This is a genomic window from Bacillus sp. FJAT-27225 (assembly GCF_001685025.1).
Taxonomy (GTDB): domain Bacteria; phylum Bacillota; class Bacilli; order Bacillales; family Cytobacillaceae; genus Bacillus_D.
Window position 1 is genome coordinate 946,807 of the sequence record NZ_MAYU01000012.1, and the last position, 15,988, is coordinate 962,794.

At 40.4% G+C, this 15,988-nt stretch carries 12 protein-coding genes and 1 pseudogene; 2 read left to right on the forward strand and 11 right to left on the reverse strand.

The window, feature by feature from the left end:
• Positions 1–47: 47 nt before the first annotated feature.
• The 3 genes and pseudogenes from A8F94_RS26660 to A8F94_RS11890 form a co-directional block, all read right to left on the reverse strand.
• Positions 48–1,625: pseudogene (locus A8F94_RS26660) on the reverse strand (5'-nucleotidase C-terminal domain-containing protein).
• Positions 1,626–2,141: 516 nt separating this feature from the next.
• The gene (locus A8F94_RS11885) at positions 2,142–2,828 is read right to left on the reverse strand and encodes a response regulator transcription factor (RefSeq protein WP_066200177.1); all 687 of its coding nucleotides are present in this window, start codon (positions 2,826–2,828) and stop codon (positions 2,142–2,144) included.
• A gap of 31 nt (positions 2,829–2,859) precedes the next feature.
• Complete coding sequence (locus A8F94_RS11890; RefSeq protein WP_066200179.1) at positions 2,860–4,005, reverse strand: sensor histidine kinase; 1,146 nt, start codon at positions 4,003–4,005, stop codon at positions 2,860–2,862.
• 767 nt (positions 4,006–4,772) lie between these two features.
• Here A8F94_RS11890 and A8F94_RS11895 point away from each other — a divergent pair.
• On the forward strand, positions 4,773–5,417 hold the full coding sequence (locus A8F94_RS11895; RefSeq protein WP_066200182.1) for a YigZ family protein: 645 nt from the start codon (positions 4,773–4,775) through the stop codon (positions 5,415–5,417).
• 92 nt (positions 5,418–5,509) lie between these two features.
• Complete coding sequence (locus tag A8F94_RS11900; RefSeq protein WP_066200184.1) at positions 5,510–6,544, forward strand: LCP family protein; 1,035 nt, start codon at positions 5,510–5,512, stop codon at positions 6,542–6,544.
• Between the two features lie 23 nt (positions 6,545–6,567).
• Here the strand turns inward: A8F94_RS11900 and A8F94_RS11905 are convergent, their stop codons facing one another.
• The 8 genes from A8F94_RS11905 to A8F94_RS11940 all read right to left on the reverse strand — a co-directional run bounded on the left by A8F94_RS11905 (position 6,568) and on the right by A8F94_RS11940 (position 15,986).
• Complete coding sequence (locus A8F94_RS11905; protein WP_066200186.1) at positions 6,568–7,233, reverse strand: hypothetical protein; 666 nt, start codon at positions 7,231–7,233, stop codon at positions 6,568–6,570.
• Positions 7,230–8,711: an O-antigen ligase family protein gene (locus A8F94_RS11910; RefSeq protein ID WP_066200190.1), complete on the reverse strand. Its 1,482-nt coding sequence runs from the start codon at positions 8,709–8,711 to the stop codon at positions 7,230–7,232. The genes A8F94_RS11905 and A8F94_RS11910 overlap by 4 nt, the downstream gene beginning before the upstream one ends.
• Positions 8,712–8,783: 72 nt before the next feature.
• Positions 8,784–9,494: an N-acetyltransferase gene (locus A8F94_RS11915; RefSeq protein ID WP_077247675.1), complete on the reverse strand. Its 711-nt coding sequence runs from the start codon at positions 9,492–9,494 to the stop codon at positions 8,784–8,786.
• A gap of 10 nt (positions 9,495–9,504) precedes the next feature.
• A complete protein-coding gene (locus A8F94_RS11920) occupies positions 9,505–10,620 on the reverse strand; it encodes a DegT/DnrJ/EryC1/StrS family aminotransferase (RefSeq protein WP_066200194.1) in 1,116 nt (371 codons plus the stop codon).
• Between the two features lie 18 nt (positions 10,621–10,638).
• Positions 10,639–11,775, reverse strand: coding sequence for a glycosyltransferase family 4 protein (locus tag A8F94_RS11925; protein ID WP_066200199.1), 1,137 nt, complete (start codon positions 11,773–11,775; stop codon positions 10,639–10,641).
• An 81-nt stretch (positions 11,776–11,856) separates the two neighbouring features.
• Positions 11,857–13,071 carry a glycosyltransferase family 4 protein gene (locus tag A8F94_RS11930; RefSeq protein WP_066200202.1) on the reverse strand — a complete coding sequence of 405 codons (1,215 nt, stop codon included), beginning with the start codon at positions 13,069–13,071 and terminating at the stop codon, positions 11,857–11,859.
• 143 nt (positions 13,072–13,214) lie between these two features.
• Entirely contained in the window at positions 13,215–14,552 is a 1,338-nt protein-coding gene (locus tag A8F94_RS11935) for a nucleotide sugar dehydrogenase (protein WP_066200205.1), read from the reverse strand.
• A 90-nt stretch (positions 14,553–14,642) separates the two neighbouring features.
• Positions 14,643–15,986, reverse strand: coding sequence for a flippase (locus A8F94_RS11940; protein ID WP_139070078.1), 1,344 nt, complete (start codon positions 15,984–15,986; stop codon positions 14,643–14,645).
• Positions 15,987–15,988 lie beyond the last annotated feature (2 nt).

The window sequence follows — 15,988 nt, forward strand, 5'->3', positions numbered from 1 at the left end:
TTCTTTAGCTTAGCATATCTCAAATAAAGAGACGGCAGCTGCCCAACCTATTGATTTGCAACGACTGGCAAAGTCAGTCGGTACTTTGCAAACCCGCCTGCTGCTTCACCAACATACGCAATAGGGCTGTTATCGCCAATTACTTTTTGTGCATCTGGAGAGGATTCAAAGGTTACATTTACCTCAGACGATACTGCCGAGAACCGATAGTTTTGATCGGCAGAAGGATTGATTGTTCCAACTTCCAGAATGTAGTCGATGATAGCCTGGCGGTTTTCATCAGGGTACATTGTTACTGCCGATTTGTTTCGTACACCAGGGAAATTCCCGCTTGCACGGTAATTGTTTGTTGCCACAAGGAATACCTGGTTTGGATCAATTGGCTTGCCATCGAACTCAAGGTTCTTGATTCGGTTGGCAGAATCATTTACCAGATTTCCTTTAGGATCATATTTCGCCGGCTCAGTTACATCAATCTCATACGTAACCCCATCAATAACATCATAATTGTAAGCTTGGAAATCAGTATTTATTAGCGGCTGCTCGCCGCCCTTTGTTACATCAATTTGGTTGAATTGGCCTGCGGACATTTCAAGCCATTCTTTCACATCTGCACCCGTCACTTTAATCGTGGCAACTGTGTTCGGATACAGGTAAAGGTCTGCTACGTTCTTAATAAAGATGCCGCTTACGACCTGACAAAAGTTGAAGGCGTCGACGCCGTCATTTCCGGACATAACCACGGCTTGTTCCCTGGAGGCTATAAAGACCTTCCTGGAGTTGACCAGGCGAAAGGAACAGTAAACGGCGTTCCATTCATCATGGCCGGCAATTGGGGCAACAACCTCGGTGTCATGGACATTGTGATTGAAAAAGTAAAGGGAAAATGGTTAGTAACAGATTCAAAAGTCCATTTCCTTATAACCAGCATCTCCCATGCCAGTATGGGCCAGGACGATAATCAGGTCCGCACCCTCTTTTTTCATTTTAGGAATATTGGTTTCTACCGATTTGACAATATCCTTTGTAATGACTTTTCCTTCCAGGTTTGCTTTATCCCAGGTCATAATTTGTGGCGGAACTACTCCGATTACGCCCACTTTAATCACTTGTGTTTTGCCGCTGTTGTCTTTAACCTTTTTGTTTATGATTTGGTATGGCTTGAAGTAGTTTACATCGTTTGAAGGGTTGCTGTCTCCATCATCCTTAAAGACGTTCGCGTTTACATATGGCATTGGCGCATCGTCAAGAACTTCATCAAGGAACTCGAGACCATAGTTAAATTCATGATTGCCCAATGTTGCAGCATCATAGCCAAGCAGGCTCATCGCTTCAAATACAGGATGGACCTCGCCATCTTCAAGTACATCAACCTTGGCTTTGTAATCGCCAAGCGGGTTACCCTGGATGAGGTCACCGTTATCGAACAGGAGTGAGTTTTTTGCCTCAGCCCTTGCCTGCTTAATGAGAGTTGCAGTTTTAGCTAATCCATACTCATCGGTAGGAGCATCTTTGTAGTAATCGTAATTAACCAGATGAGTATGAATATCTGTCGTTCCCATAATCCTTAAGTCAACTTCAAATTTTCCGGCTTGATCCGGCTTAGCTGCAGTTGCCGGGTTAATGGAAAATGGTGTAGAAAAAATAGATAATGCCAGTGTTGCCACAGCTAAGGATTTCCCAACCTTTTTAATGGACCCCTTCACATTGCGCACTCCCCTATTATTTTAATTAGTGCCAAAAGTATGACACCTCTATCATTTTAGTCATCAGTAGAATCGTTTGTAAACTTTTAAGAAGCGGAAATATTCGTTTATTATCGATATAAACTCGCAGATTAAGCACTTTTTTTACACATTCTTAACTATTTTCCGAACATTTTAGGAAAATCGGCCCTTTCTGACAGTAAAACTGCTATTTCCGACAATTTTCTTCGTCAAAAAATGCTTCTATTTGCCCGGTACATTTTAAACAAATATAGTTCTTTGTATTTACAACTTAACCAAACCCGAACAAATCATTCTATAACCCTAATCAATACAAAAAACACTCCAACAAATGAACTGCACCCCAATTGTTAGACACACTTAACAATTGGGGTCACTTCACAAATGGAGTGTTTTTTGAACAGCACGGGATACTTATCTAACCTCGACCCAGCCATTCTTGATGGCTACGACTACAGCCTGCGTCCGGTCATTTACATTCATTTTCTGTAAAATATTGCTGACATGGTTTTTAACCGTTTTTTCGCTTATATAGAGAGCTTCGCCTATTCCGCGGTTGCTTTTTCCATCAGCCAGCATTTGGAGAACCTCGCATTCCCTTCTGGTCAGCAGATGGAGCGGCCTGCGAATTTCGGTTTGCTGCAAACCGGCCGCAGCACTTTCCTCAGCTGCCCCTACAAGCCGGCGATATTCATTAACAAGATTGTGGGTTACTTTGGGGTGGAGGTAAGATCCTCCTGCCGCGACGACTTTTACTGCCTCGATAAGGGCATCTGCATCCATCTCCTTGAGCAAGTAGCCCCTTGCCCCAGTTTGCAATGCATGCATCACATAATTCTCATCATCATGGATGGACAAAATGATGATTTTCGTTTCCGGATAGCGCTCCATGACAAGTGCCGTCGCTTCTACCCCGTTAAGATTCGGCATGTTGATATCCATAATGACAACATCTGGGTCATGCTCCTTAATCAAATCAAGAGCGCTTGTCCCATCGTCCCCTTCGGCAACAACATCAAAGGATTTTTCAAACTCCAAAATCCTTTTTACTCCTTCACGGAAAAGCTGGTGGTCGTCTATAATTACTATCTTTGTTTTCATTCCCATCGCCTCCTTGTAACTCCTCCCGCTATTATTCCTGCGGTATCGGCACCTGGATGATGACTGCTGCCCCCTGTCCAGGCTTGGATGAAATCGCGAATTGTCCGCCAAGCAGATCAACTCGTTCTTTCATGCCCATGATGCCGAACGAATTGTATTTTCTCTTTTTCGGATCAAATCCTTTGCCGTTGTCCTTAATGACAACTGTAACTCCTGTTTCCTTCATTTCAAGCTTTACTTGGATTTCACTGGCTTCAGCATGCTTCAAGGCATTCTGGACTGATTCCTGAACCAGCCTGAAAAGAGCCACTTCATAGTTGGAAGGGAGACGTTGGTCGGCCCTAAGATTGTGGAAGGATATCTTTACTGTTTTATGGTAATCCTCCATTGTTTGCAGGTATTTCTTTAATGTTGGAATAAGTCCAAGATCATCGAGTGCCATCGGCCGTAAATCATAGATGATACGGCGAACTTCATACAAAGAGTTCCTGACCATTTGCTTGAAGCTTTTAATTTCGGCAAGGGCTGCATCAATGCCATCTTCTTTGTATACACGCTCAACCAGGTCAGAACGCATCATGACATTTGCCAGCATTTGAGCGGGCCCATCATGAATTTCACGTGAAAGCCGCTTTCTTTCCTCTTCCTGGGCCTCAATGATTTTCAGGCCGAATTCCACCTTAAGCTTGGCATCTTCAATCAGTTCCCCCATTTCCTTCAAATCGCTCATTAGGTAATTCATGACGACAGAAATTTGGGAGACAAGGTGATCTGCACGGTCTATCGTTTCATGTAAGCCATTCATCCTTCGGACCAGGTCCTTCTTCCGTTCATGCAGCTGCTTTTCCATCTGCCTGTTCAGAGTCAGCTCCAACTGAAGTTCATGCGCCTTTTCATACGCTTCCCGTACTTGATCTTCGCTATAGTTTTTAAAATGCATACTGACTTCCGAAAGCTTGGATCTGGATAGGCGGACTTTGGCTTCGAGGCGCTCCCCTTCACCAACCACCCTATCTGTCAGTTCCTCCACTTCTGCCAATTCCGAATTCAATGTTTCCAAATCAGCTCGAGATTCTTCACCAATACTGTAGATTTCATTCTTGCTTCTTCCGACTGACTCAATCATTCTTGCCAGGATGACATCAAGTGTTTTAGTATCAAAATCCTTTATTCTCATATCTTCCTCCCGGTGCCCAGCGCCCCGTTAAACTCAAGATTTTAGTTGGGAACATTCTTGGATTCCCATTTCTAATTCTTAGTTTATCGTGAAAGAATGAACGAAACTATCCATTAATTGAAATAATTTCCGGGATAAAGAAAAAATCGGCAATAAGGATTATAATTGCAATATCAGTCTGTATCCTTTAGCCTATATAAAGGAGCGATAAACCTATTACTCTGGGTTTTTTTAACCAAACACTATGATTATATTAGATAGTCATAGATGTTCTCACTATGTATGCAGTGCTAATTATATCATGCAACTTTTTATCCATGTTAACATTTCACCTCTTTTATTGGCTAATGAATTGGGAAAATATTTCTCCCTTCGCCTCGCCATCCCCATTGAAGACATATTTCAAGGAGGGTAAAATGGTGAGTGCAGTTTGTACTATAAATCTGTAAATGTGGGTAAATAACTAACAAATTTTCCAATAAACACCCTTTGTGTAAGTATATTTACAAAAATCGACTTTCTTTTAAAGAATACGTAACACCTTTATGATTTTTGTACCATCACCTAGAGCAGGTTTGGAAAATTTATGCCTCATTAACGGGCTGTAAGACCCCACCTCAAGGCTAGGGACTCAATGAAGCGTAGGTGGGGGTAACAGCCCGTAAAAGCCCGATTGGTTCAACTAACAATCAGCCGGGGATGAAGACCCCCCACTGATTGAAGTTTCACTTTATCTGAATAATAACAGCAGGGAAGGAGCATTCTTTATGCTTCCATCATATCTCACCGTGAAAGAATATGGCGAACACGAAATCATTATTGAAAAGTCCCGTTTTATTGCTCATGTCAACCGGGCTGAATCCGAAGAAAGCGCCCAGGAGTTCATAGCTGAAATAAAACGCAGGCACCGGGATGCAACCCATAATTGTTCAGCCTATCTGATTGGAGAGAACGACCAAATCCAGAAGGCAAACGATGATGGCGAGCCAAGCGGCACTGCCGGGGTCCCCATTCTTGAAGTGTTAAAGAAGAAAAAGCTGAAGGACACCGTTGTGGTGGTGACCCGATATTTCGGAGGAATTAAGCTGGGAGCAGGCGGACTGATCCGTGCATACGGGAAGTCTGCATCCGAAGGGATTAACGCGACAGGGGTTGTTGAGCGCAAGCTGATGCGTGTGATGCATACCACTATCGACTACACACTGCTTGGAAAAGTTGAAAATGAATTAAGATCCGCTGCTGCTCATATCCGAAATATCCATTATTTGGACAAGGTTGAGATCGAAACCTTTGTTGAAATTGACAAAGTAGAAGCTTTTCGAATTTGGATGACAGAGCTAACAAATGGAACTGCGACTATTTCTGAAGGCCAATTGCAATACCTCGAGGAATCCGTTAGCCAAAATGGGTAAACACGTATTGTAAAAAATTTTATATTTCAAATAGACAACTATTGCATTATAATTATTATGGCACTTCATTGACTATTTAAAGGAAGGTTCCTATGAATAACTATAATCTAGCAAGTAGGAGTAATAACGCAATTAAAAAGAAGAAGCGCCGCAGAAGGTTGCTACTGGGGTTTCTCATCCTGCTATTCCTTTCGGCTATTACATTTTTCGGATATATTCTCGTAAAAACATACCAAGTTTCAAGCAGTGCTTTCAATGATATCGATGGCAGAGACGGAAAATCTGAACTTAGGGACGAACCTGTATATATTTCAACTGACCCGTTTTCTGTTTTGTTACTAGGAATTGAAGACTATTCAGACGATTATGACCAAGGCCGTTCTGATTCAATATTGGTTGCGACCTTTAATCCTGAATTCCAAACTATGAAACTACTTAGTATTCCCAGGGATACATTGGTTGATATTCCAGGCTACGACCAAGATAAAATCAACCATTCCTATGCGGATGGCGGAAAAGAGCTTGTGATAGAAACTGTAGAGGATTTCCTAGATATCCCTATTGATTATTATGCTACAGTAAATTTCGATGGGTTCAAGAATATCATTGATATTGTCGGTGGGGTTACCGTTGATGTCCCGTTCACATTCGATGACATAAATAGTAAGTGGGATCGCTTCTATTTTGAAGAAGGGAAGCAGAAACTAAACGGTGAAGAAGCGCTGGTGTATGCCAGAATGCGTAAAAAGGATCCCCGTGGTGATTTTGGCCGGAACATGCGCCAAAGGCAAATCATTACCGGGTTAATCGATAAACTTTCTTCTCCTAGTACTTTGCTGAAAATTGATGATATTGCTGATGAAGTTGGCACCAACATTCAGACAAATATGAGAATGAAAGAAGCCCTGGCCTTTAGGAAAAAGTATCCTGATTTCAATTCCTCTTCCATAGAACAATTAGAGTTAACCGGAGAGGACTATAATAATTCTTATGGTACGTATTATTTTATCCCCTCAGAAGAAAGCTTAAATGAAGTTAAACAGACTCTCGCAAGCCATTTGGAGCTTGGCCTTTCATCTTCGAATGAAACAGCAGAATCAACCACGATTGAAACAAGCGGCCAATAAATAGGCCGCTTGTTTTTGTTTAATTATTCTTCATTTCTGATAAAAAATTCAGGGATGAACGGGATACATAGAGAAATGAATAATCCCACTACCAATCCCAGCAATAAGTTAGTCACAGGAGAGGAGGAGTTCGTTGTAACAGTAACTTCTTTGTTTAAATAGGTCGGTGTTAAATTTTCCAGTTCATCACTCATCTTCCAAGTATTCATGTACTTATTTGGGTCTTCTTCATCACTAAACTGCTGCAGTTTATTAATTTGCTCAATAAGTACCTCTCTTTGTCCATTGTACTTTTCATCACTATATTGAATAAACGCTTTTATTAAATTTTCAGCTTCCCGTTTAACTTTCTCTAAATTCGTTCCTGTAAAAGTTAGTATGATTTTCCTACCAGCTCCGGTTGAGATAGCCGTATTTTCAGCTAGATAATCCACGTCAAGTTGTATTCCCGTTTCATTACTAAGATTTTGTAAAAAACCTTCTTGTGAAAGCCGTCCTGCCATTAAGTCAGAACTTGTAATACTTCTATCCGAAAAATTCCCCAATGTAATTTCGGATTTAGCCGTATACGTTTCCGTTTCTCCCTTTGCCAGAAAATAGCCAATCGCTCCCGTGAGTAACGGAATGATGAGCAGCACAATCCACCATTTCTTAAACCTGTTTACTATCCTTTTTAGCATGTCATTCAATTTCTTAACCTCCTGGTCAGCGATTCAGTATTTGATAGCATGTTTAGATTAATTAAACATATGGAGAGGCCTATTAGCAGCCAATGGTAGTTAAGCCCCATGATAGAGCTTGGCCCGAGGCTTGCTATCGAAAAGACTACCATCCCCATAAAGAAGGCTTCCAGCAGCATTTTCATATTCTTGTCCCTTGCTTTCCGCCAATAGTAGTACAGATGATAAACAATTGAGAAATATAGACAACTATATAAGAGGAAAATAATGAATCCGTAATTAGTTAATGTTTCAATCCACCAATTATGTACGTTATAGTCCCCGTAAGTAGGGAAAACCCCTTCGTTTTCCATGAAGCGTTCCGCGTTCCCTGCACCTACGCCAAATCCGAGGGTCTCCTTGACAGAGTACAATCCATTTTTTATTAAGTTCAAGCGAATTTCGACAGATCCCCCGCTAGTGTCTGCTGGCACATTCAGACTACTTAATTCATTTATTATTGGATCTATAGCCTTTTCTATTTTCTCCGGAAAGGCTGCCAGCCCTGCACCAAGCATCATGAAGGCCAGCACGATAATCTTGATTTTTTGAGTCCCCCTGGCAATAAATACGAACCAAATAAATGAACCGAAAAATATTCCAAGCAAATTAGCCCGGGCTGATGTGACGAGAATTAAATACAGCGAAATAATCATTAATCCTATGCTGATTGCCTTAACTAAGAGATTTCTCGTTTGATTGAACCATGCTAGAAATAAGAAAAAGGTTATAGACAAAAAGCTTGCAAAATCATTTTCATTTACAAAGACCGAGGTAGGTATCATTTTTTGATAGGCCGAAGCAAGATAAATCCTTGAGATTGGAAGATGAATTTGAAAAAAGTGGTTGGCAAGGCCGATAGCAATTAGGAATACCGCCATAAAAATCCAAATGTAAAAAACATTTATAAAGGCTTGTTTGCTTCGTATCATGTATACCATTAAAAACACAAGTCCAATTCCAAATCCAAGCAGGACAATCCCTTTAATCGCACTTCCTACACTGTCGACCCAAATCAACGATAATATGGCGTATAATAACCAAATAATAAGGAGCAGCAAGGGGGCCTTAAAAGAAACTTTATTCAGGAATATCGAAACATCATTCCTCAAAAATCCATAAAGAACCATGTAAAAGATGATCCCAATAAATAATATCCTGTACGGGAAAAGGCTAAAAAATCCGACATTCAGACTAAGGAAGGCCGCTCCTATAAACGATGTTGCTATTAACAAAATCAGCAGGTTTGTTAACAGGCCATACCGGTCTATGATCTTCTTTTTGTATACTAGACAAACTAGAATCCCTACAAATAGGGCCACTGGAAAAACAAATGCCAAATTACTTGATAGCGACCCGTTTATTCCAATTAATATAGCTACCGAAATAGAGGTTCCTACTAGTAGTGCCAATAATTGTTCCTTGTTATGTATCATTAAATTTTTCAATTAAACCATCACCAACTTTTAAAAAAGTGTAAAAAAAGTACGCTGTACTCTTTCTACACTTCTATTTTTTCCCTATTGGTTTCTCAAGAGTTGATTTTCTGGTACAGAACGTAATTTCCTTGCAGGACTCCCTACCACCAACTCTTCTTGCTTCACGTCTTTTGTTACAACGCTAGCGGCGGCAACCGCTCCGTCTTCTTCAATGACTTTTCCAGGAAGGATGGTCGAATTGGCACCGACCCGGCCGCCTTTTTTAATCGTCACACCTTTAAACTGCTCATACCGTTCCTTTGACCTTGCCATAAAGTTATCATTTGTTGTAACAACACATGGAGCAATAAAAACAAAGTCTTCAAGCTCGGAATAGGCAGTAATGTAACAATTTGTTTCTAGTTTGCACTTGCTGCCAATTTTGCAGTCATTTTCAACCGATACGCCGCGGCCAACTATCGTTTTTTCCCCAATTGTGACCCTTTCCCTAATGGTCGCAAGATCGGCTACAAAAACATCATCGGCCAATTTTGCATCTGCATAAATAATGACCGATGTGCCAATTGTGCATCCGGCCCCAATAACTGCTGGAGGCAATTTTGTAACCTCTGGCAAAATTGAATTTTTCGCCCGAGTTGGATATTTTCCTATGACAGCATTGTCCTGGATGAGAACATTGTCACCAATCATGGTACCATCATAAATAATGACGTTATGGCCAATCGTAACATTTTTTCCAATAACAACATCTTTACCGATGATTACATTATTCCCTGTAATAGGTGTATTCATATCTGCCCCTCTATTTCTTTTTTGAATAAAACTCGGCAATTTTGCTAACGACATATTCTTGTTCCTCAAGCTTCAATTCAGGGAACATCGGCAGCGATAATGCTTCAGCACAAGCCTTCTCTGTGATCGGCAGATCGCCTTCCTTATAGCCAAGTTCTGCAAACACAGGCTGAAGATGAAGTGGTTTTGGATAATAAATCATTGTACTGATTCCATTATCTTTAAGGAATGCTTGTAATTCATCCCTTCTTTCCACACGGATTGTATATTGGTGGAATACATGAAAATTATGCTCCTCAATAAAAGGAGTAACTACCTGAGGGACACTTTCATTCAAAAGCTTTGTATAGTTTTCCGCCTTTTCGCGTCTAAGTTCGGTCCATGAATCAAGGTGAGGGAACTTGACGTTCAGGATTGCAGCCTGGAGTTCATCAAGACGGCTATTATATCCCAGTACATGGTGATAATATTTTGGTTTGCTGCCATGGACGCGGATAACCCTCATTTTCTCGGCCAATTCCTCATCCTTCGTAACGAGCATCCCTGCATCACCGTACGCACCAAGGTTTTTGGTTGGAAAGAAGCTGTAAGTTGCCGCAGTTCCCAGTTCACCAACATTTTTACCCTTATATTTGGCTCCTATTGCCTGGGCAGCATCCTCAATAATGTACAAATCATGTTTTTTGGCAATCTCGACTATTCCATCCATATCAGCCATTTGTCCGTAAAGATGAACAGGAATGATTGCTTTCGTTTTTTCAGTTACTGCCGCTTCAATACTAGCTGGATCGATGTTGAATGTTTTAGGGTCAATTTCAACAAAAACGGGGGTAGCACCAGTCCTAGCCACGGCTCCTGCTGTTGCGAAGAAAGTAAAAGATGGAACAATTACCTCATCACCAGGTCCGACTCCACAAGCCTCTAAAGCGATATGGATTGCGTCACTTCCATTTGCTACACCGATCCCGTGAGCAACTCCACTGTAGTCTGCGATGTCTTTTTCAAGTTTTTTAACATTGTCACCAAGAATGAAGTGGGATTTTGACATAACATCATCAAGGGCGGTGAGAATCTCATCTTTTAACGTTTGATATTGTTCTGATAAATCAAGCATAGTTACTTTCATTGGTTTCTCCCCTTTTCGTTAATAAGAAGTGGATACACGTTTGCCTTCAAGCCTGTTATAGAGTGAGACAAGCTTCTGGCTTTCAGTTTCCCAATTGTAAATTGTTTCAATGGCACGGCGTCCGTTTCTGCCCATCTGTTCAGCCTGTTCAGGATTCTCAAGTATCCGCCGGATGGCTGATGCAATCTCATCGATATTTAGCGGATCAACACAAATACCACAATTGTTTTTTTCAACAATATCTTTCCATAGCGGGAAGTTCGATGCTATGACTGGAACTCCTGCTGACATATATTCAAACATTTTTATCGGCAGCGACACAACAAATCTTGGTTCAGGATGCAGAACAACCATGCCCATATTTGCTTCTGAGAGGGCGTTTTTTACCCCTTCCCTGTCTAAATAACCGCGAAAATCCGTATACTTAAATCCCGGCATCGACCGGACTTCTGCCTCTAAGGACTTGGGTGTAAAAGCCCCAGCAAGTATGAAGGTTGCCGGTAAATCTTTATTTACCTTTTCGATGGCGCGTACCATCTCCTTAATACCCCTAAGGGCATAAATGCCGCCAATATACAGGACATTATGACCGTTCTTCTGGCCATAAACTTCTTCACCAGAGGCCAATTCATTCAATAATGGATAATTATGAACCGTTACGGTATTAGGATTATACGTAACGAATCTTTCCTCAATGGTAGGAGTAGCTGTTACGATTGCATCGAACCTTTTAGAAGCATACCGTTCGTAGCCTTTTACCAAAACCGAAATAAGTTTCCTGAGTGGCTTGGGAATCCATTGCTTTGACATAACCTGTTCAGGAACATCCTCATGGACATCGTAAACAACTTTCTTTCCTTTTGCTTTTAACTTTAATCCAACAGGCATCAGTTCCGGATCATGGAAATGATACACTTCTGCGTCAATTTCAAGCGCTTTTTCAAATACCTTTTGAGTCGTCTTCCGCATCCTGTCCAGGCGGCCCTTAACGATGGAATGAACTCCAATGATAGTTACTCCAGATTGCTTAACACTCTCAGTATTGGGTGCAATTAAATATACGTCATGCCCTGCATTTGCGAGTGATTGGCACTCTTTTATAAATATCCTCGTATCAGTTGCGGGATGGAGAGAGGTTAAATGGCAGATTTTCATTTCGTTCACTACCTTACAAGTTCATTTAAAGAATTCGCATTATTAGTAAGTTTGAACATGCTTGTCCAAAAAACAAACAGTTTATTTAGTGCAGGCTTTTAAAAACTCTTCAGCCAGCTTCTCAATATTATGATGCTTATTTACATATTCAAAACTGCTAACCTTAATCGAATCTATTTCATCCTGATTAAGTTGTAACAGTTGTTTAATCCCTTCTGCAAACTTCTCGGGATTTTCAGGTGGCACTGTGATGCCTGCCTTCGCATTTTCAATTATATTGTTCAATACATTCCCTGCAAATATAGCAGGTTTTCCCGCGAGCAGGTAATCGTTTAATTTATTCAGGCTAATACCATACTTATAGAGTGGGGTATCCAGCATTGAAACCATTAAAATATCCGCCAGCCTTAATGTAGAGAGAACTTCTTCCTTTGGGATGCTATTAAAAAAGTAAACATTGGAGTAAGGCTTTGCACGATCTATCAGCTTTTGTTTTTCCGGCCCTTCTCCGATAAATACCATTGCCACCTTATCAGGATTAAGATAATCAGCACTTGCAATGACAGTTTCCAAAGCATTTGCGGTTCCATGGGCACCCACATAAACAGCAATTCTCTTATGTTTGCTTTTTATAGCCTCAAACTCATCACTCAACGAAGATTCAATCGTAAATTCATCCAAACGAGACATATGTACCCCATTAGGGATATAGACGATTTTTGTTCGATCTACCCCGCAGCCTTCAATATAGTCTGCTGCACCTGGGAGGGTAACAATGATTTGATCAGCTTTTTTGTAAACAAATTTTTCAATAGCACCAAATAGGATTGCCAAAGGATGTCTCTCGGTTATTGCGCCAAAATCAATTAACGTTCTTGGCCAGAGATCCCTTATTTCTACTATATATCGTGTCTTCAGAAATCTGCTTAAATAATATCCAGCCAAACAAGCAAACAAATGAACAGAAGAACCTACAATAACATCAGGTTTTTCCTTTCTTTTTTGCAAGCCCCTATAAATGGACATAAAAAAATAACTGATCATATTCAGGAGACGCATTGGACTATTCCCTTTATATGGCATTGTCCATAGCCATTCAAAAAGCACTCCATTAACATTTTCATTGTAATTTTTTTTTGCAGGATTTCTCCATTTAAAAAAATAAGGGATAAAGCTGCTGGCAAAAATGGTAACCTCATGCCCCTTCTCAACCATAACGCTGGCCAGATCATAATGTCTTGTTATTCCACTCTCACCAGGTTTTAATGCTGCGTGATTTAAAATCCATATTTTCAAAAATACCACCAACTTCAATTCAAGAGTGTTTTAGTCCACGATAAGTGTTTTACACTAATCACGGCTTCAACTTCCTTTATTCATTGCTGTCTTATTATTGACGTAAATATAGTTAGAACCAGAATTACTTCTGGTTCTAACGCTTATAGTTTGTAATATCCTTTATGTCCCTTTGCAAATTCCTTCATCGCATTCCTAGTGTCGAATATCAACTCGGCCTTCTCACCCATTAATTTATAGTCAAAATCACTATGGTCGGTAAGAATCAGTACCAAGTCGGCTTCAGTGAGCATTTGCTCGGTTAATTCAACTGTTTCCACAGTCAGGCCACAGGAACGGAACGATTTAACATAAGGATCGATGACAGTATAATCGGCACCAGCATCATTCAAACCTTCAATAACTTTCAATGCAGGAGATTCCCTGACATCGTCAATATCCTTTTTATAAGCTACTCCCATAATAAGCACTTTTGCTCCATTTAGGGCCTTTTTGTTTTTGTTCAGAATTTCCATGGAACGAGTAACAACAAACTCAGGCATACTGTTATTGATTTCTCCAGCAAGTTCAATTAGACGAGTGTGGTAGTTATATTCACGTGCTTTCCATGTTAGGTAGAATGGGTCGATCGGAATACAGTGGCCTCCAAGCCCTGGCCCAGGATAAAATGCCATAAAGCCATAAGGTTTTGTTTTTGCCGCATCAATAACTTCCCACACATCAATCCCCATTCGGTCACACAAAATTGCCATTTCATTTGCAAGGGCAATGTTAATATGCCTGAATGTATTTTCAAGAATCTTTTCCATTTCAGCTACTGCAGGGCTTGAAACTTGATGTACATCACCTTCAAGTACACTTTGATACAATTCTGATGCGATAGCTGTACAAGAAGGAGTGATTCCGCCTACAACCTTAGGAGTATTTTTGGTATTATACTGTTTATTTCCTGGGTCAACACGCTCTGGAGAATAGGCCAAGAAGAAATCTTCGCCCACCTTCAAGCCGCTTGATTCAAGAATTGGCTGCAGAACTTCTTCCGTTGTGCCAGGATATGTTGTACTTTCCAGGACAATAAGCATCCCTTTATGCAAATACTTTGCAATTTCCTTGCCTGAACTCTCCACATAGGAAGTGTCAGGCTGCTGATACATATCTAGCGGGGTAGGAACACACATTGCCACTGCATCTACTTCCTGGATGAGAGAATAATCGGTTGTTGCGACCAACCTCTTATCCATAACAATCTCCTTTAACTCTTCGTCGACGACATCGCCGATATAGTTAATGCCTTGATTGACCATGTCTGTTCTTTTTTCCTGAACGTCAAAGCCAATAACCTTATAACCGGCTTTAGCTTTTTCTACAGCTAGCGGAAGGCCTACATACCCAAGGCCGACTACGCCGATTGTTGCTTCACGGTTTTTAATTTTATTAAATAGGTCCTGGCCAGTTTGGTTTAAAGTTGTGGATTCACTCATTGTACTATCCCTCACAATATCAATTTAATATTCGTTTATTCATCAGCAATAAAAGACATTTTTTTCTACCATTCATTAATCTAACACACTTTAGCCACTATGTCGTCGCTGAAGTTTATTTTTAAATTGGTTAATCAATTTCCTCAAAAGGACAATATCGGCCGGTTTAATAAGAAGAAATCCCGACAGTTTTTCACCTGTTATCCTTTTAAATAAAAATGATTTTATTAAAAAGCTTAAACTATAGGATATGGATGTAGCAATCGCTGCCCCTGTCGCTTTATATTCAGGTATAAGAATCAAGTTCAGGATTGTACTTAACACAACATTAAAAATGGATACATACAGATTTACCTCTGGTTTCCCCCGTGCAGCTATATCGTTTGAGAGAATTTTTTCAACCGCCAACAACGAGATGCCAGGGAGTAAAACTTTAATTAGGAACGGTGTTTCTAGATAATCATTCCCTAATATTGGGACAATAATGTCTATTAACAGAAAAACGACCAGAGAAAAGGCAGCCATAAATATCATAGTGAACCTGCTCACTATTGATGTCAGCCTATTGCGTTCCTCCTCCGTTCCCATCGAGGCGATCCTCGGAAGAAGCACAGAGGAAATGGATTGCGTAAAAACGGATAACTTTTCACTTAAATTAAGTGCGGTGAAATACACACCGAACGCTGCAGGACTAGCAAAGGCATAAAGAATATAAACATTGATTCGATAATTAAAAAAGGTGACCAGATTGCTCAGATAGGATTTAAACCCATAGCGAAAAGATTTTTTTAAATAAGGGACATTTAATTTAAGGTCTTGTTTTGAAAACGAGAATTTTTTTAAGAAAACCGTTATTATAAACAAAAATGTAGCTACATGCCCAAGAATAAAAGCAAACAAAGCCCCTTGCAGCCCTAAATTAAAGATGACGACCAGAAAAAGGACAAATAGCAAATTCGAAATTTGCGTAAACACCAGGATTGTATTAAAAATTTTAAAGTCCTGGATTCCCTGAAAAATCGTTTGAAAAAACGTATTTAGAAGCATAAAAGGAATCGCGAACAATATGAGATAGACAGACGATTTATCTGGTATTTGATCGAAAGAGGCTCCCCCGCCGAAAAGGGCAATAAATGCAAATCCCCCTGCGATTCCGACCACACTAAGGAAAATCCCAATCAAAAGGTTATTATAGAATGCCTGCTGGACCGAGACCTCTTCCTTACTCACATAGTATACGGTTGATATATTCCATCCCATGTTAATCATCATGACCAGAGTTGCAGCGAAAGTAGTGATGATTCCGTAATGTCCCTGCAGAGTCGATCCCAGAACCCTTGCTATGATCATAATTAGCAGGAAGCCAATTATAATACTTGTTATTTGGCGGACCAGTGTGATGTAGGTATTCTTCAGAAAACTATTTTTCGCCATAG